This window comes from Faecalimicrobium sp. JNUCC 81, assembly GCF_053667625.1.
The window spans coordinates 2,356,505-2,379,915 of the sequence record NZ_CM132203.1 but is presented as its reverse complement, the minus strand read 5'-3'; the positions used below and the strand labels follow the sequence as shown (position 1 = coordinate 2,379,915).

General features: G+C 26.8%; 21 protein-coding genes. 18 read left to right on the top strand and 3 right to left on the bottom strand.

The window, feature by feature from the left end:
• The first annotated feature begins 1 nt into the window (after nucleotide 1).
• From JNUCC81_RS11905 to JNUCC81_RS11825, 17 genes are all read left to right on the top strand, one after another.
• The gene (locus tag JNUCC81_RS11905; RefSeq protein WP_454093673.1) at nucleotides 2-913 is read left to right on the top strand and encodes a trans-4-hydroxy-L-proline dehydratase activase; all 912 of its coding nucleotides are present in this window, start codon (nucleotides 2-4) and stop codon (nucleotides 911-913) included.
• 4 nt (nucleotides 914-917) lie between these two features.
• Nucleotides 918-3,287: a trans-4-hydroxy-L-proline dehydratase gene (hypD, locus tag JNUCC81_RS11900; RefSeq protein ID WP_454093672.1), complete on the top strand. Its 2,370-nt coding sequence runs from the start codon at nucleotides 918-920 to the stop codon at nucleotides 3,285-3,287.
• A 25-nt stretch (nucleotides 3,288-3,312) separates the two neighbouring features.
• Entirely contained in the window at nucleotides 3,313-4,119 is an 807-nt protein-coding gene (proC, locus tag JNUCC81_RS11895; RefSeq protein WP_454093671.1) for a pyrroline-5-carboxylate reductase, read from the top strand.
• Nucleotides 4,120-4,248: 129 nt separating this feature from the next.
• Nucleotides 4,249-5,274, top strand: a complete 1,026-nt coding sequence (locus JNUCC81_RS11890) for an AAA family ATPase (RefSeq protein WP_454093670.1) — start codon at nucleotides 4,249-4,251, stop codon at nucleotides 5,272-5,274.
• Nucleotides 5,274-6,065, top strand: coding sequence for a DUF3226 domain-containing protein (locus JNUCC81_RS11885; RefSeq protein WP_454093669.1), 792 nt, complete (start codon nucleotides 5,274-5,276; stop codon nucleotides 6,063-6,065). The genes JNUCC81_RS11890 and JNUCC81_RS11885 overlap by 1 nt, the downstream gene beginning before the upstream one ends.
• A 138-nt stretch (nucleotides 6,066-6,203) precedes the next feature.
• Nucleotides 6,204-6,929: a TraX family protein gene (locus JNUCC81_RS11880; RefSeq protein ID WP_454093668.1), complete on the top strand. Its 726-nt coding sequence runs from the start codon at nucleotides 6,204-6,206 to the stop codon at nucleotides 6,927-6,929.
• 243 nt (nucleotides 6,930-7,172) lie between these two features.
• Nucleotides 7,173-7,412 (top strand): (2Fe-2S)-binding protein, encoded by a 240-nt coding sequence (locus JNUCC81_RS11875; RefSeq protein WP_208331362.1) that lies wholly within the window; start codon nucleotides 7,173-7,175, stop codon nucleotides 7,410-7,412.
• A gap of 115 nt (nucleotides 7,413-7,527) precedes the next feature.
• On the top strand, nucleotides 7,528-8,256 hold the full coding sequence (locus tag JNUCC81_RS11870; protein ID WP_454093667.1) for a TMEM164-related integral membrane acyltransferase: 729 nt from the start codon (nucleotides 7,528-7,530) through the stop codon (nucleotides 8,254-8,256).
• A gap of 89 nt (nucleotides 8,257-8,345) precedes the next feature.
• Complete coding sequence (mutS, locus tag JNUCC81_RS11865) at nucleotides 8,346-11,219, top strand: DNA mismatch repair protein MutS (protein WP_454093666.1); 2,874 nt, start codon at nucleotides 8,346-8,348, stop codon at nucleotides 11,217-11,219.
• A gap of 102 nt (nucleotides 11,220-11,321) precedes the next feature.
• Nucleotides 11,322-13,343, top strand: coding sequence for a DNA mismatch repair endonuclease MutL (mutL, locus tag JNUCC81_RS11860; RefSeq protein ID WP_454093665.1), 2,022 nt, complete (start codon nucleotides 11,322-11,324; stop codon nucleotides 13,341-13,343).
• 16 nt (nucleotides 13,344-13,359) lie between these two features.
• Entirely contained in the window at nucleotides 13,360-14,292 is a 933-nt protein-coding gene (gene miaA, locus JNUCC81_RS11855) for a tRNA (adenosine(37)-N6)-dimethylallyltransferase MiaA (RefSeq protein ID WP_454093664.1), read from the top strand.
• A gap of 75 nt (nucleotides 14,293-14,367) precedes the next feature.
• On the top strand, nucleotides 14,368-14,631 hold the full coding sequence (gene hfq / locus JNUCC81_RS11850) for an RNA chaperone Hfq (RefSeq protein WP_208331367.1): 264 nt from the start codon (nucleotides 14,368-14,370) through the stop codon (nucleotides 14,629-14,631).
• 112 nt (nucleotides 14,632-14,743) lie between these two features.
• On the top strand, nucleotides 14,744-15,259 hold the full coding sequence (locus JNUCC81_RS11845) for a 3H domain-containing protein (protein ID WP_454093663.1): 516 nt from the start codon (nucleotides 14,744-14,746) through the stop codon (nucleotides 15,257-15,259).
• Nucleotides 15,260-15,334: 75 nt separating this feature from the next.
• Nucleotides 15,335-15,898 (top strand): hypothetical protein, encoded by a 564-nt coding sequence (locus JNUCC81_RS11840; protein WP_454093662.1) that lies wholly within the window; start codon nucleotides 15,335-15,337, stop codon nucleotides 15,896-15,898.
• A gap of 175 nt (nucleotides 15,899-16,073) precedes the next feature.
• On the top strand, nucleotides 16,074-17,351 hold the full coding sequence (locus JNUCC81_RS11835; protein WP_454093661.1) for a methionine gamma-lyase family protein: 1,278 nt from the start codon (nucleotides 16,074-16,076) through the stop codon (nucleotides 17,349-17,351).
• Nucleotides 17,352-17,364: 13 nt separating this feature from the next.
• Nucleotides 17,365-17,922: an NUDIX hydrolase gene (locus JNUCC81_RS11830; protein WP_454093660.1), complete on the top strand. Its 558-nt coding sequence runs from the start codon at nucleotides 17,365-17,367 to the stop codon at nucleotides 17,920-17,922.
• Between the two features lie 130 nt (nucleotides 17,923-18,052).
• Nucleotides 18,053-19,423: an MATE family efflux transporter gene (locus tag JNUCC81_RS11825; RefSeq protein ID WP_454093659.1), complete on the top strand. Its 1,371-nt coding sequence runs from the start codon at nucleotides 18,053-18,055 to the stop codon at nucleotides 19,421-19,423.
• Between the two features lie 81 nt (nucleotides 19,424-19,504).
• Here the strand turns inward: JNUCC81_RS11825 and JNUCC81_RS11820 are convergent, their stop codons facing one another.
• The 3 genes from JNUCC81_RS11820 to JNUCC81_RS11810 all read right to left on the bottom strand — a co-directional run bounded on the left by JNUCC81_RS11820 (nucleotide 19,505) and on the right by JNUCC81_RS11810 (nucleotide 22,335).
• Entirely contained in the window at nucleotides 19,505-19,894 is a 390-nt protein-coding gene (locus JNUCC81_RS11820) for a 4Fe-4S binding protein (protein WP_454093658.1), read from the bottom strand.
• A gap of 151 nt (nucleotides 19,895-20,045) precedes the next feature.
• Nucleotides 20,046-21,650 carry a HAMP domain-containing sensor histidine kinase gene (locus JNUCC81_RS11815; RefSeq protein ID WP_454093657.1) on the bottom strand — a complete coding sequence of 535 codons (1,605 nt, stop codon included), beginning with the start codon at nucleotides 21,648-21,650 and terminating at the stop codon, nucleotides 20,046-20,048.
• Entirely contained in the window at nucleotides 21,619-22,335 is a 717-nt protein-coding gene (locus tag JNUCC81_RS11810; protein ID WP_454093656.1) for a response regulator transcription factor, read from the bottom strand. The genes JNUCC81_RS11815 and JNUCC81_RS11810 overlap by 32 nt, the downstream gene beginning before the upstream one ends.
• A gap of 286 nt (nucleotides 22,336-22,621) precedes the next feature.
• On the opposite strand from JNUCC81_RS11810, the gene JNUCC81_RS11805 reads away from it, so the two are divergent.
• Entirely contained in the window at nucleotides 22,622-23,392 is a 771-nt protein-coding gene (locus tag JNUCC81_RS11805) for a class I SAM-dependent methyltransferase (RefSeq protein WP_454093655.1), read from the top strand.
• Nucleotides 23,393-23,411: the final 19 nt, after the last annotated feature.

Genomic DNA, 23,411 nt, shown 5'->3' with positions numbered 1-23,411 from the left:
TATGAACAATTCATTAATAATTAATATACAAAAATGTAGTATACATGATGGACCAGGTATAAGAACTACTGTTTTTTTCAAAGGGTGTCCACTAGAATGTGCTTGGTGTCATAACCCAGAGAGCCAATCTTATAAAAAAGAAGTTCTTTATAATGAAGAAAAATGTAGCCGATGTGAGACTTGTATTAAAAAGTGTCCACATGATGCTATATATAAAGAAGAAAAAGATATATATTTGGAAAAAAATAAGTGTCAGCTTTGTGAAACTTGTTTAGATTATTGTATAAATAATGCTAGAGAAATAGTAGGAAATAATTATAAAATCAAAGATTTAGTTAAAGAAATTGAAAAAGATATGATATTTTATGAACAATCTAAAGGTGGGGTTACCTTATCTGGAGGAGAAGTAATGGCTCAAGATATAGGTTACATAGAAAGTATTGTATCAGCTTGTAAAGAAAAAGGAATAAATGTAGCAATTGACACTTGTGGATATGCTACATTTGAAAATTATGAAAAAATACTTCCTTATGTAGATTTATTCTTATATGATATAAAATTAATTGACAATGAAAAACATAAGAAATTTACAGGAAAAAGTAATGAACTAATTTTAAATAATTTAAAAAAGTTAAGTAAGAAAAAAGCAAATATAAATGTAAGGATACCTTTAATAGAAGGTGTAAATGTAGATGAAGAAAATATTGAAATATTAAAAATTATAGAATTTTTAAAAGATATTAATGTAGAAAAAGTTAATCTTCTTCCTTATCATAATATAGGAATTCATAAGTATAAAAAACTTTATAAAGATTATAAAGGAGCAGATTTTAAAAAACCAAATGATAGTAAGTTAGAAGAAATTAAATATTTATTTGAAAAAAATAACTTTAAAACTAAAATAGGGGGATAGGAAAATGGATAGAGGAAGTTTTGATAGAACTAAAAAGCTAAGAAAGCAAAGTATAAATGAAACGCCTCATATAACTATTGAAAGAGCACATCTTATAACTGAGGCATACAAAAAATACGAAGGTACTGTTGAAACACCAGTCCTTAGAGCTTTAGCTTTCAAGCATTATATGGAAAACAGAGCATTATGTATAAATGAGGGAGAACTTATTGTAGGAGAAAAAGGAGATCGTCCGCAAGGAGCGCCAACTTATCCAGAGTTATGCTGCCATACTTTGGACGATTTAGATATAATGGATCAAAGAGATATAATATCTTTTAAAGTAGATAATGGAGTTAAAAAAATACAAGAAGAAGAAATAATACCATATTGGGAAAACCGTCAAATAAGAAAAAAAATAATGGATTCTATGAATAAAGAATGGCTAGATTGTTATGAGAGTGGAATATTTACGGAATTTATGGAACAAAGGGCTCCAGGACATACGGTTGGTGGAGGAACTTTTTATAAGAAAGGATTTTTAGATCTTAAAAAAGAAATTAAAGAAGAAATAGATAGGTTAGATTTTATAAATGATTTAGATGCATATGATAAAAAAGCACAATTAGAAGCTATGGATATAGCTTGTGATGCTTTAATTATTTATGGAAAAAGATATGCTAATTATGCTAGAGAATTAGCATATAAAGAAACTGATGAAAGTAAGAAAAAAGAATTATTATTAATAGCAAAAAACTGTGATATAGTACCGGCTAATAAACCACAAACTTTCCATCAAGCAGTTCAAATGTATTGGTTTGTTCATGTTGGAGTTACAACAGAATTAAATATATGGGATGCTTTTAGTCCAGGTAGATTAGATCAACACTTGAACCCTTTCTATGAAAATGATATTGAAGAAGGCTCATTAAATAAAGAAAAAGCAAAAGAAATACTAGAATGCTTATGGATAAAATTTAATAATCAGCCAGCACCACCTAAGGTAGGTATAACTTTAAAAGAAAGTGGGACTTATACTGATTTTGCAAATATAAATACTGGTGGTATAACAGAAGATGGAAAAGATGGTGTAAATGATGTAAGTTATATAATACTAGATGTAATGGATGAAATGAAGCTATTACAGCCAAGTTCAAATGTTCAAATAAGTAGAAAAACTCCGCAAAAATTCTTAGAAAGAGCTTGCGAGGTATCTAGAAAAGGATGGGGTCAACCAGCTTTTTATAATACAGAGGCAATACTACAAGAACTTATAGAAGCAGGTAAAAGTATAGAAGATGCTAGACATGGAGGAACTAGTGGGTGTGTTGAAACTGGTTGTTTTGGAAAAGAAGCATATATACTTACAGGATATATAAATCTACCTAAAATACTTGAAATAACTTTAAATAATGGTATAGACCCTATGTCTGGTAAAGAGGTAGGAATTAAAACTGGAGATGCAAGAAATTTCAAAAACTATAAGGAATTATTTGAAGCGTTTAAGGCCCAATTACACCATTTTATTGATATAAAAGTAAATGGAAATAATATAATAGAAAAAATATATGCAAAGCATATGCCTGCACCACTTATGAGTGTTATAGTTGACGATTGTATTAAAAAAGGAAAAGATTATAACGATGGAGGAGCAAGATATAATACTAAGTATATTCAAGGCGTTGGTATAGGTACAATAACAGATAGTTTATGTGCTATAAAGTATAATATATTTGACAAAGAAAAATTTACTATGGATGAACTTTTAAATGCACTTTCTAATAACTTTGAAGGCAATGAATTAATTCATAATCTAGTAGTTAATAAGACACCTAAATATGGAAACGATGATGATTATGCAGATGAATTGATGCAACAAGTATTTAATGCTTTTTATAAAGAAGTTACAGATAGAAAGTCTGCTATAGGTGCTAAATATAGAATAAATATGTTACCTACAACTTGCCATGTATACTTTGGTGAAGTTATGAAAGCAAGTGCAAATGGAAGACTTTCACAAAAACCACTGTCAGAAGGGATATCTCCAGAAAAAGGAGCAGACACAAATGGACCAACAGCAGTAATAAAATCATGCTCTAAAATGGATCATATAAAAACAGGAGGGACACTGCTTAATCAACGATTTGCTCCATCTGTAGTAGAAGGCGAAGATGGACTTAATAATATGGCAAATTTAGTTAGAGCATACTTTAACATGGATGGACATCATATACAATTTAATGTATTTGACAAGAATATTTTACTAAAGGCTCAAAAAAATCCTGATGAATATAAAGATTTAATAGTAAGAGTGGCAGGGTATAGCGATCATTTCAATAATTTAAGTAGAGCATTACAAGATGAAATAATAAATAGAACTGAACAAGTTTTTTAATGAAAAGTGTAAAGGAGATTAAAAAATGAACAAAAAGATTGGTTTTATAGGTTCTGGGAATATGGCAAAAGCAATGATAGGTGGAATAATCAAATCAGGATTAGTTAAGTCTGAAAAGATAATTACATCAGATTTAAATGAAAATACGTTAAAAAGCATTAAAAGTGAATTTAATATAAATACAACTACAAAATCAGAAGAAGTAGTTAAATACAGTGATATAATAATAGTTGCAGTTAAACCTAATATATATGATATAGTTTTAGAAAGTGTATATCAGTTTATAGATAATAAGAAAATAATAGTAACCATAGCAGCAGGAAAAACAATATCTTCTATTGAAAGTGTTATAGGGGATGATAAAAAAATAATAAGAACTATGCCAAATACTCCAGCTTTAGTAAATGAAGGTATGAGTGCCTTATGCCCAAATAAAAACATAGACGATGAAGAGCTAGAAATGGTTAAATCTATATTTAATTCATTTGGAAAAGCTGAAGTAGTAAATGAATATTTAATAGATTCCGTAATAGGGGTTAGTGGATCAGCTCCTGCATATGTATTTATGTTTATAGAAGCTATGGCAGATGCGGCAGTACTTCATGGAATGCCAAGAAGTCAAGCTTATAAATTTGCAGCTCAGGCGGTAATGGGATCTGCAAAAATGGTACTTGAAACAGGCACTCATCCAGGAGAGTTAAAAGATATGGTATGTTCTCCAGGAGGAACTACAATAGAGGCGGTTAAAACATTAGAAAATAAAGGATTTAGAGGTTGTGTAATAGATGCAATAACAGATTGTGTTGAAAAGTCAAAAGAAATGAGCCAATAGATTAATAAAAGATTTATATTACAAATAAAATAATTATAAATATTTAAATAAGACTAGATATATTATACTAGTCTTATTTTTATGCCTTTGAATATAATTTTATATAAGTGTTTTGAGGAGGGATATATATTGCCAAACCATATAAAAGATATTTATATACAAAGTTTTAAAGGTATAAAAGATTTAAAATTAGAAAATATGAAATCAGTAAATATATTAGTTGGAGATAATAACTCAAAAAAAACTACTGTACTTGAAGCTGTAGAGCTATTTGAAAGACCTTATGACTTTATATCTCATATAAAAAGGGTTAGTAGAAAATACAATTTAAAAACTGTTAAATATAATAAAATAAAGGAAATGTTTTATAATTGTGACTTAGATAATGAAATTAACGTAAATTTATATGTAAAAGATAAATTAAATAGACTATGCATAAATGGAAAAGAAGAACAGCTTATATGTATTGATGATGATAGTCAAACAAATGAGTTAAAGGATTTTGACAGAACTATACTTAAGTATGAGTTTAATAATGAATCTAGAGAATTTATTATGAATGATAACCAAAAGAGCTTTATAAGGCAAAAAAAGCAATTAAAACTTTTAAATATAGGGTATATGATGCCAATAGATACATATATGGAAAATAGCTCAATAGAAGCAATAGATAGGGTTATAAAAAAAGGAGAGAAACAAAGATTAATAGATATGCTAAAAATATTTGATGATAATATAGTAGATATAAATTTTACATCTGACAGAGAGATATATATAACTACTAATGATAAATTAAGTATGAGTATGGGCAGTTTTGGTGATGGATTTAAAAAGGCTATAATACTTACTTCTAAGGTTATAGATGCTGAAAATGGAATATTATTAGTAGATGAAATAGAAACAGGAATACATAAAGATATAATAGGCAAAATTTTTAAAGAAATAATAAAAAATAGTAAATTATATAACACTCAAATAATAGCGACTACTCATAGTCTAGAGGCAATAGGAGTATTACTTGAGAAATTTGATGAAAGTCTAAATGAGGTAGCTATATATAGATTAGAAGAATTTAAAGGTCAAATATATTCAAGAAGATTTTCGGGAGATAAGGCCTATGAAATTGTAATACAAGAAGGTGGTGATTTAAGATAATGAATCATTACCTTTTTATAGTAGAAGGAGCTCATGATGTTGCATTGATATCAAATATACTTAGGGTATTAAAGTTCAGATGCATAAAAGATATTAACAATGTAATAAAACCTTTTAATAATTTATTAATAGATAGATTTCCATGTGAAAAAAATAGTCTAGAATCTTATAATAAGATACCAAGTTTTTATGAAAAAGAAAATAAAAGTGTATGTATAATAAGTGCAGACGGAGAAACCAAATTAATTAAAGCATTAGATAATGCTATAAGTAAGTTTAGGTTAGATGAACTAGATGAGATCACGAAGGTAGTAATTTTTTGTGATGGTGACCTTAAGATTAGAGAAGATAAGATAAGAGAGTTAATCAAAATTAGTTTTCCAAAGAACAACGATTTAGAAATAAGTAAAGATAAGTTAATTAATGGTTTTTTGTCATTAAATAATGTAGACATTATAAATATAGAAACTGAGTTCTTTGTTATGCCAAATAATAAAGATAGCGGAAGACTAGAACAAATATTAATAGAGGCAATAAAATCAGTAGATAAAATTTTACTAGAGGAGGTAGATGTATTTTTATCTAATATTCCGGATGAATATAAAAGTAAATGGGGGGAAAGTAACTCAAGATATGATAAAACTAGAATATCTTGTGTTGGAAACGTTAAAAACCCAGCTTCATCTATGGGTTCATTGATAGGAAGTAGTAAATGGATAACATCAGATACAGTAAAAAACTGTAAACTACTTGGAGGGATATATAAATATATAGAAAAAACAATTAAATGATCCAAATTTAGGTCATTTTTTATTGAAATATTTTTTAACCTTACTAAAATGTAAGTACAATGTAATACAATTAAATGTCTTCTTTTAGAATATGATTATATAATTAAAACATAAAATCATAAGAGATAAGGAGAGAATATGAAAAGATTAGACGGATTTCAACTAAAAATTATAGCGCTTGTATTAATGCTACTAGATCACTTATACTTTACATTTCCAGAAGTATTTCCAACATGGATTCATCCATTATCAAGAGTAGTTGCACCTATATTTGCGTATTTGATGGTAGAAGGATTTTTCTATACTAGAAATAGATTTAAATATAATTTAAGACTTTGTGGGTGGGCTTTATTTATGGAAGCTGGAAATAGAATTTTGAGTATGGTTTTAGTTTCTAAAGAAGTAGGAGTTCATAACAATATCTTTATGACTTTAGCACTAGGTCTTACATTACTTAATTTAATAGAATTAGTTAAGAAAAATAATGGATTTAAAAAGATAGGATTAATAGTAGTTACTTTATTATTACTTCCATTAACAATATTAGTAGAAGGAGGAATAGCATTAATACCTTTTATATTAGTAACATATATCTTTAGAGGAAATATGAAAAAAACAGTTATTGGTTATACCGTTTTATCATTAATCTTATTTAAGATGGATTTTGTATGGTATGGAAATATTAAAGAAACAATAGATATGTTAATGTTTAACTCAGACTTTTTACTTATATTAGCAGTACCATTTATATTAGCTTATAATGGAGAAAGAGGGCTTAATAATAAGTTTTCAAAATATTTATTTTACGTATTTTATCCGCTACACCTATGGGGATTAGCTATATTACAATTTATATTAAAATAAAAAATTTTAATATAAATATTGTTCTTAAAAAAGATAAGAATAGCTATGTAATCAAAGGAGATTTAAATCTTATGAAAGATATTTTAAATATTGTTACTGGTGGAGGAACTGGTTATTTAGAAGTTTATAATGAAAAACACTCTGAAGAGGTAAAAGAATAAATATAAAAAGTTATAGTTATGAATTTATGGGTATATATAATAATAATTTTTATCAAAACTATAAATTTGAAAGAGGATTATTATGATAAAAAAACTTGTAGATAAATATAAAAAATATTTTAAAGCAAATAAAAATGAGCAAGTGTGCCGTTGCTTTAATGTAACTAGTGATGACATAGAAAAAATAATTAATGAAGGCTCAAGTTCTATAAAAGATATAAGAACAATTACTAAGGCAGGCAAGGGATGCGGTAGATGTAATGCAAGTGTAGAAAGAGTTACTTATAAGGCTATAAAAATGAAAAATAAACGATTAGATTAAGAGTATGATAAACGTCCTACTCTTTTTTTATTTTGCCAAAATAAAAAGTTAAAATAACATTTAATAAAACTCATATATATAATAAACTGTTAAATTTTAAGGGGGATGAGATTATATGTCTGAATTCTTTAATTATGTAACTGTATTTGATCATAAGACAACAGTACTTGAAATAGGAATTCCAATGTTATTTATAGCTATTATTATAATATTAATATTTACTTTTAGGAATAAGTTGAGCTTAGGTAGTAAAGCTGATAAAATAGTAAGATTTATATTATTTATTTTATTATTAACTTTTTATGTATCAAATTATATTTTATTATGGACTCAAAGTAGTATAAAAATATCAAATCTTCCACTTCAATTATGTCCAATAAGTGCACTACTTTGTATTTTATTATTAATTAATAAAAATAAAAGAATATTTAACTTTGTTATATTTACAGGAGTATTAGGAGGAATAGGGTCAGTGCTTAGTCCTGATGTTTCTTGTTCATTTATCTATTATAGATATTATCAATTTATGGGTATGCATATGTTAATTGCAATAGTTCCTATTTATTATGCAATAGTTTATAAGTATTTACCAAATAAGAAAGAGGCTATAGAAACATTTGTAGCAGTACATATACTGGCAGTTTTTATGGGAATATTTAATACAATATTTAAGACTGACTATATGTATGTATCATTTACAAAGAATATAGGTCCAAGGGGAACTATACTTGCAGCTCTTGGAGAGGGATATATGTATTTTATAACCTTTGAAGTATTTGTAGCTGTTTTATTTATAATATGGTTTTATGTAGTTAAATTTATTTTTAGAAAATATATATTATAAGTACAATAACATTTGAAATTGTGCATATAAGATTACAATAATTTTCACTTATGATATAATAATTATCTAGAAATAAAGGAGGTTTTACAATGACAATAGATAGAAATAAACTAACTCCTATGATGAAACAATACTTTGAAGTTAAAGATAGATATCCAGATTGTGTATTATTTTTCAGATTAGGAGACTTTTATGAGATGTTCTTTGAAGACGCAATAGTAGCTTCGAAAACACTTGAAATAGCTCTAACAGGAAAGTCGTGTGGTCTAGATGAAAGAGCTCCAATGTGTGGAGTACCTTTTCATAGTGCCAATTCATATATATCAAAACTTGTAGAAGCAGGATTTAAGGTTGCAATAGGTGAGCAGTTAGAAGACCCAGCAACTGTTAAAGGTATAGTAAAAAGAGATGTTATAAGAGTTATAACTCCAGGGACTGTACTTGAAGGAAATTTACTTGAAAATAAGAAAAATAATTATTTATTATCAATATACAAAGAAAATGAAAATATAGGTTTAACCTATGTAGATATAAGTACTGGTGAAGTCAATGCAACTAATTTATCTAGTGATAAAGTAGTTGAAGAAATAGCTAAAATTCATCCTAGTGAAATCATTATAAATGATTTAGAGTTTATACCAAGTCTTCAAAATATGATAACTCTAGGTAATATATATGTAAATGAAAGTTTTAATGAAAGTTATTTAGATATAAAAATATTAAATGGATATTTTAGCGATGACTATTTATCTAATATAAGATTTGATGATAAAAATCTTATGAAAAATAGTTTATCTATACTTTTAAACTATATATATAATACTCAAAAACAGGTGACTTCTAATATAAACTCTATAAATGTATATAATTCTAGTGAATATATGGTATTAGATATGTTTACTAGAAACAATTTAGAACTTACTCAAACAATAAGAGGAAATAAAAAGAAAGGTTCTCTACTTCATGTACTTGATAAAACATCTACTGCAATGGGTGGTAGACTTATGAGAAAGTATGTAGAAGAGCCTTTAGTTAATAAAGATAAAATAGATGAAAGATTAAATGTTATAGAAGAAATAAAAGATGATTTTATGTTAAGGGAAGACTTAAATGATATACTTAAAAATGTATATGATATAGAAAGAATATGTGGAAAAATTGCCTTTGAAAAAGTAACTCCAAAGGAAATGATACATTTAAGAAATTCAATAGAAAAACTTCCAATTTTAAAAGAAACTATAAATTCATCAAATGGAGATATAATTAAAAAATATATAAAAGACTTAGATGATTTAAATGATATTTATAGATTAGTAGATGAAGCAATAATGGAAGAACCTTCAATAACTATAAAAGATGGAAATATAATAAAATCAGATTTTAATGATGAATTAAAAGAACTTAGAGATATTTCTCAAAATGGTGCATTTTTAATAAAAGAAATAGAAAATCGTGAAAAAGAAAAAACAGGAGTTAAATCTTTAAAAATAGGATTTAATAAAGTGTTTGGTTATTATATAGAAATAACAAAAGTAGGGCTTACTACTGCTAAAATAGATGAAACTTATATAAGAAAGCAGACTCTAAGTAACGCAGAAAGATTTATAACTCCAGAACTTAAAGAAATAGAAGATAAGATACTTAATGCACAAGATAAAATAAAAGCACTTGAGTATGAGATATTTGTAAATATAAGAAATGAAATATATAAAAATATAGATAGGATACAAAAGGTTGCAAAGACTATTGCAAATATAGATGTATTTGTATCTTTAGCGACTGTTGCCTATATTAATAATTATGTAAAACCTAATATAAATGAAGAAAATAAGTTAGATATAAAAGATGGAAGACATCCGGTTGTTGAACGTATTGTTGGAGAAGAAAACTTTGTAGCAAATGACACTTATTTAAATAGTGGCGAAAATATTATAAATATAATAACAGGTCCCAATATGGCAGGTAAATCTACATATATGAGACAAACTGCTATAATAGCTTTAATGGCACATATTGGTTCATTTGTTCCAGCTGAATATGCAAATATTCCAATACTAGATAGGATATTTACTAGAGTTGGAGCTAGTGATGACTTAAGTCAAGGACAATCTACATTTATGGTTGAGATGAGCGAAGTATCATTAATCCTTAAAAATGCTACAGAAAAAAGTTTAGTTATACTTGATGAAATAGGTCGTGGAACTAGTACTTATGATGGTATAAGTTTAGCGTGGTCAATAGTTGAGTACATTCAAAATAATATAAAGTGTAAGACTTTGTTTGCAACACATTACCATGAATTAACGGATCTAGAAAATGAATTTGAAGATGTTAAAAATTATTCTATAGCGGTTAAAGAAGATAATGACGGAATAATATTCTTAAGAAAAATAATACCTCAAGGTGCAGACAAAAGTTATGGAATATACGTTGCAAAGCTTGCAAAACTTCCAGATAAAGTTATAGATAGAGCAAAAGATATACTAAAAGATTTAGAGAAAAATCATGTATATAATAATATAGCTATAAACTCAGATAGTTTAGTTGATTTACAAGTAAAAGAGAATATTGTATATGAAACTACGGACAAAATAAGAAGCCTAGAAATTGAATTAGAAAGATTAGGACAAGATAAGCAAGCTTTAGAAGAACAATTAACAAAAGTAACTAAAGAAAAATTTGAAAATGAGTCTATAAAAAATGATTATCAAATTTTAATTAAAGAAAGCGAAAAAACTAAAAAAGAGTTAGATAAAATAAATAATGAGTATAAAAAGATAAAAGAAGAATCAAATAATGCTGTAGCTGAAGTTGCACTTACTCAAATTTCTTTCGATACTATAAATGATAGCAATTTAAATGATGAAATATTAAATTTAGATATATTAAATATGACTCCACTTGATGCTATGAATGCACTTTATAATCTTCAAAAGAAAGCGAAAAATTCGCTACGCTCATAGCGCCAACGATGTATCTTTGCTTTCGCTTCAGATACATCCGTTGCTTAAAAGATTCGCCATAATCGTAGCGATAAAGAATTATATTTTAGAGGAGGTGTGTATATGAATAGAATTAATATATTAGATGATTTAACTATAAATAAAATAGCGGCAGGAGAAGTTGTAGAAAGGCCTTCTTCGGTTGTTAAAGAACTGATTGAGAACTGCATAGATGCAGGTGCATCTAAGGTAGTTATAGATATAGCTGATGGAGGTAAAAAATTCATAAAGATTATAGATAATGGTAGTGGAATAGCTTCTAGTGAAGTTGATAAATCATTTTTAAGACATGCCACTAGTAAAATAAGCAAAATTGATGATTTATATGACTTATATTCTCTAGGTTTTAGAGGAGAAGCATTAGCATCTATATCAGCAGTTTCAAAATTAGATATGATTACAAAGACTAAAGATGAGCCAGTTGGTACTAAGGTTTATGTAGAAGGTGGAAAAATAATATCTAAAGAACCAGCTGGAGCAAATAATGGTACTACTATAATCATTAAAGATATATTTTATAATACACCTGTAAGACAAAAGTTTTTAAAATCAACTCATGCAGAAACTATAAATATAAGTGATTTAATTAATAAGTTAGCTATAGGAAACCCAAGTGTTCAATTTAAGTATGTTAATAATAATAAACCAATGTTAAATACTCCAGGAGACGGTAAGCTAACCAGCGTTATAAGAAGTATCTATGGAAAAGATGTATGTGAAAATTTAATTGAAGTAAATTATGATTGCAAATATTTTAAAATAAGCGGATTTGTAGGAAATAATAATGTTTATAGATCTAATAAAAATTTACAACATATTTATATAAATAAAAGATTTGTAAAAAGTAAGGTAATATTAGATGCAATAAGTGAAGCTTATAAATCTATTATTCCTATAAATAAGCATGCAGTATGCTTTTTAAATATGCAGATAAATCCAGCGAGTATAGATGTTAATATACATCCAACAAAACTTGAAATAAAATTTGAAAATGAACAAGAATTATATATAGAACTTAGAGACTATTTAAGAAGTAAATTATTAAGTTCTAGCCTAATAGGAAAATATGAAGTTTATGATAAAAATAAAATTCAACCAAGACCTATTAACAATTTAGCTGAAAGAAAAATAGAACCATTTGAAAAAGAACATAAAAAAATTGAAGTAATAGAAATAGATAGTGAAAAACCAATAGATACATTTTTATCTGTTAATGACATAATAAACAAAAACTCAAGTATAAATGAAGAAAGTAATAAAAATTTATATATGAATGAAAATATAAAAGAAGCTAATGTATACTCATTAGAACATTCTTTTAAGGAAAATAAAGATGATTTTAATGATCAAATAGATAATATGTATAAATCTCAAGCTATAAATGAATACAATCAAAGTAATATAAATGAATTACAGAGTATAAGTGAAAATCTTTCAATTTACAATGTAGATGGAAAAGAAGATGAACAACAAAATTTCCTTGAAGAAAAAATAGATGACAATAGATTTTCATTAGATGATTATAATGTTATAGGAACTATATTTGATACTTATATAATATTATCAAAAGGTAATTCTATGTATTTATTAGATCAACATGCTGCACATGAAAGAGTTTTATATGAAAGGTATATGAATAAGTTTTATAAATCAGATATAAATATGCAATTGTTACTTAATCCTATAGTAGTAGAGCTTTCGAATGTTGATATGTTAAAAGCTGAAGAAAACCTAGAATTATTTAAGAACTTTGGTTTTGAAATAGATATATTTGGTAATAATCATATAATGATAAGATGTGTGCCAACTATATTTGGTGTTCCTGAATCCGAAAAATTCATATTACAAATAATAGATAATATAGATGAAATAAAAAATAACTATGAGCTTAAAGGTGAAAGATTTGCATCGATGGCATGTAGGTCAGCGATAAAGGCTAATGATAAAATAAATACTTTAGAGATAAAATCTTTATTTGAACAAATGAAAGAATGTAAAAATCCCTTTACTTGTCCACATGGTAGACCTATTATAGTAGAAATTTCTAAAACTGAAATAGAAAAAATGTTTAAAAGAATTATGTAGTTAGGAAAGGAACATTATGAAAAAGACACCAATTATAATACTTACAGGCCCAACGGCTGTTGGTAAAACTGATTTATCAATAAATTTATCAAAAGAACTAGATGCCGAGATTATATCAGCAGACTCTATGCAAATATATAAGTATATGGACATAGGTAGTGCAAAAGTAACGGAAGAAGAAATGGGTGGAGTTAAGCATTACTTAATAGATGAAATTACTCCAGATTTTACATTTTCGGTTTCAGAGTTTCAAGATAGAGCAAATAAATATATTAAAGAAATAAATGAAAAAGGAAAGAAAGTACTGGTAACTGGAGGTACTGGACTTTATTTAAACTCTTTAATATATAATATGGATTTTGCAAAATCTGATGCTGATAATGAACTTAGAGAGAGATTAAGAATAGAGCTTGAAGAAAATGGTATCGATTATATGCACAATAAATTAAGAGAACTTGATTTTGATAGTGCAAATAGAATACACAAAAATAATACAAAGCGAGTAATAAGAGCTTTAGAAGTGGCATTAAGTGGTAAAAAAATGAATGATTTTTCTAATGATTTAAAGTTTAATGATAGATACGAGCCTATAATAATAGTATTAAATAGAGATAGAGAGCATCTATATCAAAGAATAAATAAAAGAGTAGATATTATGATGGAGTCAGGGCTTATTGAAGAAGTAAAAAGATTAATTAGTATGGGATATACTAAAGATATGATATCTATGCAGGGCATAGGTTATAAAGAAATAATCAAATACTTAGAAGGCGAATATGAACTTGATGAAGCTATTGAAATAATAAAAAGAGATTCAAGAAGATATGCCAAGCGACAATTAACTTGGTTTAGAAGATACGAAAATGCAAAATGGTTTGACTTAGATAGCTATACTGATAGCAAAGTACTTAAAGATGATATAATCAAGCATATTGAAAATATGGTATAATATGTATAGAATATAAGAATAGAGAAATAGTAAAAAATAAAAAATATATTAATTTAAATTTCGGGAGGATATCTAATGAAAAATGTAGCTTTAAATTTACAGGATTTATTTTTAAATAATGCGAGAAAAGAAAAAATACCTGTAACTATATATTTAATGAATGGGGTACAAGTAAAGGGGATTGTCAAAGGATTTGATAGTTATATAATAATGTTAGAAGGGGATAACAGACAACAAAACATGATATATAAACATGCTGTTTCTACTATATTACCTGGAAAATATATAAACTTACAAAATAATAATCAACAAGGAAATAATAACAATAACCATAGATAATTTAATATATAAATTAAAATAAGACTGCTAAATTTAAATAGTAGTCTTATTTTAATTTTACGAGCAAATGTTATAATAGATTTATAGTATTTAAATTAAGGAGAAATGTTAAATGAGCGTTTTAAGTAGAAGAGAAAATATATTAAAAATATTAAAAAATTCTAAACAAGCAGTTAGTGGTACAAGTTTAGCAAGTGAATTAAATGTAAGTAGACAAGTTATAGTAGGGGATGTTGCAATCCTTAAAGCTGCAGGTGAAGATATTATATCGACATCAAAAGGATATATATTAAATGATAAGAAAGAAAGTGAAGGTTATATATTAAAAACTATAGCTTGCAAACACAGCAAGGAGTACATTGAAGATGAACTTAACTCAATAGTTGATGAAGGTGCAACTGTAGTAAATGTAATGGTTGAACATTGTCTATATGGTCAAATAACTGGAGATTTATATTTATCATCTAGACGTGATGTAAAAGAATTTATTCAAAAACTTAAATCTGACATAGTAAACCCTTTAGCGGATTTAACTGATGGTATACATTTACATACAATAAAATGTAGGGATGAAGTATCATTTAATGAAATTATAAAAAGCTTAGAATCAAAAGGATATTTATTATAATATTGACAAGAACATTCTTTTTATTTAAAATGTAATTACAGATGTATATACAGTTTAAATAAGGGGGATAAAAGTATGAATAAAAAAGTAAACACTCAAGCTGTTGTTATTTCAGCAATTTTATGTTCTATTGCAATTATAATACCTATGTTTTCACCAATTAAAATAATATTAGAGCCTGCATCATTTACATTAGCTAGCCATGTTCCGATTTTTTTAGCTATGTTTATTTCGCCGGGGACAGCAATATTTGTTACAGTTGGCAGTACTATAGGTTTTTTATTGGGAGGATTTCCAATTACGGTTGTGTTAAGAGCATTAAGTCATTTAGTATTTGTTATAGCAGGATCAATATATTTAAAAAAACATAAAGATATAATTGAGGAAGGTAAATCATCGTTAATTTACTCTTTTACGGTTTCTTTAATACATGCAATAGGGGAAGTGTTAATAGTAATACCATTTTATTTAGGGTCTTCTTTATCTCAAGGTTATTATGATAAGGGATTTATTGTTTCAATACTAGGACTAGTTGGAATAGGAACTATAATACATAGTATGATAGATTTTTCATTATCAAAGTATATATGGAAACTAATGCCTAAGGATGTAGTCAAAAAAATTGTGGTAAATATATAGTATATAAGTTTATAAATATAAAAATGGCTACTATAAAAAATTATAGTAGCCATTTTTATATTTATATATTTAGTAAAAATATATTCAAAATTCTAGTAAATGTCAGATAGCTTGAACTAAATTATTTAGTGTGATAAAATTTTAATGTTAAAATTAAAAGAGACAGGTGAAAAATATGCTAAACGAAACAAAAGAGTTATTAAAAGGGTTTTATCAATTAGATGATGAAATATTTGAATTATCTGAAGGTGTTATGGATGACATTAAAGATAGATTTGAAGAAATAAAAAAAGTAAGAGAATACAATCAGTATAAGGTATTGAAAGCTATGCAAAAGGCTCACCTAAGTGATAATCACTTTAACTGGACTACAGGATATGGATATAATGATATTGGACGTGAAAAAATAGAAGAAATATATTCTGAAGTTTTTGGTGCAGAAGATGCTTTAGTTAGACCGATAATAGTTAACGGTACTCATGCTCTTACACTTTGCTTACAAGGTATAGTAAGACCTGGTGATGAAATACTTTCAGTAACTGGAAAACCATACGATACATTAGAAGGTGTTATAGGAATAAGAGAAGAAAAAGGTTCTTTAAAAGAATTTGGAGTTACATATAATCAAGTAGATTTCTTAGAAGATGGAAATGTTGACTTAGAAGGAATAAAAGAAAAGATAAATGATAAAACAAAACTTGTTATGATTCAAAGATCTAAAGGATACTCTTGGAGAAAATCACTTACAATAGCAGATATAAAAGAAGTAATAGATACTGTAAAATCTATAAATAAAGATCTTATAGTTATGGTTGATAACTGTTATGGAGAATTTATAGAAACTAAAGAACCAACTGATGTTGGAGCAGACATAATGGCTGGTTCATTAATCAAAAATCCAGGTGGTGGCCTTGCTTTAACTGGTGGATATATAGCAGGTAGAGCTGACTTAGTTGAACTTATATCATATAGATTAACTTCTCCTGGAATAGGTAAAGAATGTGGATTAACATTTGGAACTAGTAGAAGTGTACTTCAAGGATTTTTCATGGCTCCATATGTTGTATCTCAAGCTGTAATGGGTGCAATATTCTGTGCAAGAGCATTTGAAAAAATGGGATATGATGTTCTTCCAAAGTATGATGATGTTAGAAGTGACATCATACAAATAGTAAGACTTAAAGATGCTAAAGAAGTTATAGCTTTTTGTCAAGGAATACAAGCAGCGGCTCCTGTTGATTCATATGTTAAGCCAGAGCCATGGGCAATGCCAGGTTATGATGATGAAGTTATAATGGCTGCAGGTGCATTTATTCAAGGCTCTTCTATAGAATTAAGTGCAGATGCTCCAATAAGACCTCCATATAATGTATACTTCCAAGGTGGACTTACATTTGACCATTCTAAGATGGGTACATTAAAGGCAATACAATATATGAAAAACTCAAAATAATAAGGGGTGTAGAATGAATTGGATTGAGGAAATAGAGAGATATGTTCCTGTTGATGAACAAGAAAAAAAAGATAAAGAAATAATATTAAAATGTATAAAAGAAAATGATGATATATTAACTAGAGAAAATGAAGTAGCACATATTACTAGCTCTGGATTTATTGTAAATAAAAATAGAGATAAAGTACTTATGATTCACCATAATATCTATAATTCTTGGGGATGGACTGGTGGTCATGCTGATGGTGATTGTGATTTATTGCATGTTGCTGTAAAAGAAGCAAAAGAGGAAACTGGCATTAAGAATGTAGTACCAGTAACTAATAATATATGCTGTATAGATATACTACCTGTAATTGCTCATATTAAAAGAGGAAAATATGTTGCATCTCATTTACACTTATCAATAGCCTATGTACTGGAAGCAGATGAAAGTGAAAAATTATTTGTCAAAGAGGATGAAAATAGTGGTGTTAAGTGGATTAATATATCGGATATAGAAAGTTGTACGGATGAAAAACATATGCTAAATGTTTATAATAAATTAGTTAATAAAGCTAGATTATATTAATATAAAAGTACCTTGTAATTGTTACAAGGTACTTTTATATATTTCTATATTTAATATAGAATTTTTAGGGTATAATTAAAACTTATTAGCAAAACATATAAAACTATTAAAAACTGAATAAGGAGATAATATGAAAGGCAGAATTGATTTAACACAAGGAAAAATTGCAAGTAAGTTAATTAAATTAGCACTTCCAATAATGGGAACATCATTTATACAAATGGCTTATAACTTAACTGATATGATATGGGTTGGCAAAGCTGGAAGTAGTGCAGTGGCTGCTGTTGGTACAGCTGGATTTTTCCCATGGCTTGCTATGGCATTTATAACTATATCTAAAATAGGCGGAGAAGTAAAAGTAGCACAAAGTATAGGTGAAGGTGATATAAAATCAACAAAATCATTTATAAAAGCAGCTATAGAAATAAATATTATTTTATCGGTATTATATACTATATTTTTAGTTTTATTTAATAGACAATTAATAGGTTTCTTTAGATTGGGTGATGCACAAGTTATTAATATGTCTAGACAGTATTTAGTAATAGTTGCACTAGGAATGGTATTTTATTTTATAAATCCAGTATTTACAGCAATATTTAATGGTCTTGGAAATAGTAAAACTCCTTTTAAGATTAATACTATAGGGCTGGTTACAAATATTATATTAGACCCCGTATTAATACTTGGACTTGGTGGGTTTCCAAAGCTTGGAGTAGTAGGTGCTGCAATAGCTACAGTTATTGCACAAATAGTTGTGGCTACATCATTTTTAATTATAATCATAAAAAATAAAAATGAATATTTCAAAGTGAAATTATTTAAAGATATAGAATTAAATTATTATAGTGTACTATGTAAATTAGGGCTTCCTGTTGCTATACAAAGTGGTATGTTTACTGTATTTTCTATGTTAATAGGAGTAGTTGTTGCTGCATTTGGACCAGTAGCAATAGCAGTTCAAAAGGTAGGGTCTCAAATTGAATCTATCACGTGGATGACAGCAGAAGGACTTGCAGTAGCACTTGGAAGTTTTGTAGGCCAAAATTATGGAGCTAAAAAATATGATAGAATAAATAAAGGTTGCAAAATAACTTTAATAATAGCTTTAATACTCGGTATCATTAATACACTAATATTAGTATTCTTTGGGAAATATATATTTAGTGCATTTATACAAGAGCCAGATGCTATAAGAGAAGGGACTATATATCTTAAGATATTAGGATATTCTCAGTTATTTATGTGCTTAGAAATAATAACAACAGGAGCATTTAAAGGACTTGGAAAAACATTTATACCAGCATTAATAATAACAGTTTTAACAGGTGCAAGAGTACCAGCAGCCTATTTTTTATCGAAACCACAAATACTTGGACTAGATGGCGTATGGTGGAGTATTAGTTTAAGTAGTATATTAAAAGGTATTTTAATGCTAAGTATATTTATTATAATGCTTAAGTGTGGTAAATTATATGGTGAATATAAAAAATCTGAATAGTTATAGAATAGATTAAATGGCGTGAGTATATTAAATACTCATGCCATTTTGATTTTAATGATTATGTAGGTACTGTTAAGATTATGCTTCTTGAATTTCAAGGATACCCATAGGGCAGGCATCAACGCAAATTCCACAAGAAATACATTTGCTTGGAACAGGTCTTTCTTCAACTTTTGCCATTACATTTTTTGGACAGATATCAACACAAGTAAGACACCCAGTGCATAATTTTTTATTTATCATGTAGACACCTTTAGCATTTTGAGTTATAGCTCCCGTAGGACATTTTTTTGCACATAAGCCACATTGATTACAAACTTTTACAAGTATAGAATTATCTTTCTTTGTGTCAATTTTAATACAAGTTGTGGAGTCTCCATAAGTTTTGTAAAAAGCTTGAGAACAAGCTAATTCACATGACAAGCAATTTTTACATAAAGAACGGTCTGTTACGGCTAATTTTTTCATATTCTAATCCCCCATAAATACCAATTATCTCAAAATATTTTCAAGTTAAGTGTAGGATACAATAAAATAAAAAGCAATTAAAAAATCAGAATTATTTTATATTTAATTTCCTTTTTATATAAAATAGAGTATAAAAAATTTTAAATAACAATTATAAGTTTATGGATTTAAACGTTACAACAACTTTAAATAAATCACCATCGATATTTAAATCTAAAGTACCATTTTGAAGATCAACTAAATTTTTAGATATTGAAAGTCCAAGTCCACTTCCATCAGTATTACGAGATATATCTCCTCTAACAAATCTCTCTAAAAGTTCATTTGAGCTTATATTTAACTTGTGATTAGATATGTTTTTCATAGTAATAATTATATTATCATCAATAATATTTAAATCAATATAAACTCTAGTACCGCAAAGAGAGTATTTAGTTATATTATTTATAAGATTCTCAAATATCCTAAAAGTTTTTTTACCATCTATATTAGCAAAAACAGAGTCATCAGGAGTGTTTATTATAAAATCAAGTTTTGATTTTTCTATTTTATCTTCAAGCTCTACAATACTTTGTATAAGAAGTTCTTTAACATCCGTTTTTTCTATAGAAAGCTCTATATCACCACTATTTATTTTAGAGGCTTCAAATATATCTTCAACCAAAGTCTTAAGTCTTGTAGCCTTTCTGTCTAATATATTTATATAGTCTTTTGTAGTTTTTAAATCAAGTTCATTGTTTTTAAGTATATCAATATAACTTACAATAGAAGTTAGTGGAGTTTTTAAATCATGGCTTACATTTGTTATAAGTTCTGTTTTCATTTTTTCACTTTTAAGTTTTTCTTCTAATGCATTTTCAAGGCCATCTGTTAAATTATTTATGCTACTTGCAATAGAAGTTATTTCATCATTTCCAATTATATCTAATTTATACTCTAAATTTCCAGATTCAATATTTTTAATATTAGTAGATAAATAGTTTATATAATCGGTTTTTTTATTTAAAAAATAGTATATATATGAATAACATATAATGTTAAATAGAGAGAAAACTATTGCAAGAACTAAACCTCCAGCAAAATCGGACCATCCTGCAAAAAATATAAAATATAATAAAAATTGAATAATTATACCTGATACAAAAACTAATTTTAATTTTTTATTAAAAGATTTTTTCTCATGTTTACTTAATGTATTTTTAATAAATTTTAAAATAATAATTCTATCTTTTAAGTTTTCATTATAAAGTTTAAGGTTATTATAAGTAAAATAAAGAGAACATAGAATTATAAAATCAAATATAATTAAAAAATTATCATAAAACGAACCAGTGTTGCTCCAAAATATATATCTAATTAAAACTGATGAAATTATAAATAAGACAATACTATCTATTGAAAATCTTGATAATAGTTTAAAAATATTATTTAAAAAATTATTGTCAGTATCTTTATTTAATCTATAAATTATAAAGAATATAATAGACAAAATGAAAGTAGTAAAAGCAAGAGCTTTTACAGTATATATAATATCAAAATTAGGTAATCTCTCAACAGGACCAAAGAATATATACTTAGCTATAGGTGACATTTTATATAAATTACCAAAGCTAAATAATAAATTAAAGCAAGCTTCAAAACATATTGATACGCTTAAAAAAAGTAAAGTTAATGATATGAGCTTTAACTTAGAATTATTAGCAAATGATTTTAATCTATGGTTATTAGTAATTAATGTTTTCAATTTTGTATCCAATTCCCCACACCACCTTTAAATATTTAGGATCTTTAGAGTTTATCTCTATTTTTTCTCTAATCCTTCTTATATGTACAGCAACAGTTTTTTCACAGTTATAAGCAATATCTTCCCAAACTTTTTCATATATATCCTTAGATGAAAATACAACACCTTTATTTGAAAGTAAAAGTTCTAATATTTTAAACTCAATAGGAGTAACTTTCACTTCTTCTCCATCTAGAGTAACTTGCTTGCTATCTTTATTTAAATAAAGTCCACCGCTAGTTAAGATGGTATTACTATCAACTATAGAGTTGTTATTTTGCATAGTATTTAAGTTTATAAATCTTCTTAGTTGAGATTTGACACGAGCTATAAGCTCTAATGGATTAAATGGCTTAGTGATATAGTCATCAGCTCCCATGTTAAGACCTAAAATTTTATCTATATCTTGATTTTTAGCGGATAAAAGTATTATAGGAATATTGTTATTTTCCCTAATTGTTAAAGTTGTTTTTAGACCATCCATATTGGGCATCATAACATCCATTATTATTAGGTCTATTTTATTTTCTATCAAAGTTTCAATAGCTTCAAGACCATCATAAGCTTTAAAGGTATTAAATCCCTCTGGCTTTAGATAAAATTCAATAGCATCTACTATTTCTTTATCATCATCAACGATTAGTATATTTTTATTCATTTGATTCACCCCTTTAAAAACTATTATATCATACACATTTATAGTGTAAATTTACAAAATACAGCCTAAATAATTAAGAATTTATAACATAAAATTATAATTATTACAAATTTATTAAGAAAAGAAAACGATTAATACAAGATGTTATATGTTTCTAAAGATGGAATACATAAGTATAAACAATAGATGAGCCAAGAGAAGGGATGACTGTAATGTTTTTTAGCATCTACTGTGATACTATTTATAATAAATAATTAAGTATATATTTATAAAGGGGGATGATAAAATGGATATATTAAAGCATAATAGTATTGCTTGGGATAATGAGGTGAGAAATAAAAATAAATGGACAATACCAGTAACCTCAGATGAAGTAGAAAATGCAAAAAATGGAGAATATACATTACTACTAACTCCAACTAAAGCAGTTCCGAGAGAGTGGACTTCAAACTTAAAAGAGAAAAATGTATTATGTCTTGCATCTGGTGGAGGTCAGCAAGGTCCAATATTTGCTGCTTTAGGAGCAAATGTAACAGTTTTTGATAATAGTAAAGAGCAATTATTAAAGGATAAGATGGTATCTGAAAGAGATAATTTACATATACATTTAGAAAAAGGCGATATGAGAGATTTATCAAGGTTTGAAGATGAAACTTTTGACTTTATATTCCATCCAGTATCTAATTGCTTTATTGATGATATTAAAGCTGTTTGGAAAGAATGTTATAGAGTACTGAAAAAAGGTGGGATATTAATATCTGGATTTACCAACCCTATTATATATATTTTTGATTTATATGAATGGGAGAAAAATAATAAATTAATTATTAAAAATCACATTCCATATTCTGATATAGAACAATTACCAAAAGATCAATTGAAAGAAAGATTAGATATAAATGATACTTTAGAATTCGGGCATTCGCTTCAAAGTCAGATTGGTGGGCAAATAGATTCAGGATTTTTAATCAGTGGATTTTATGAGGATAATTCAGGAGGAGATTTATTAGATAAATATATAAATACATACATTGCTACTAAATCAATAAAATTATAAAATAAATAACAAAAACTGC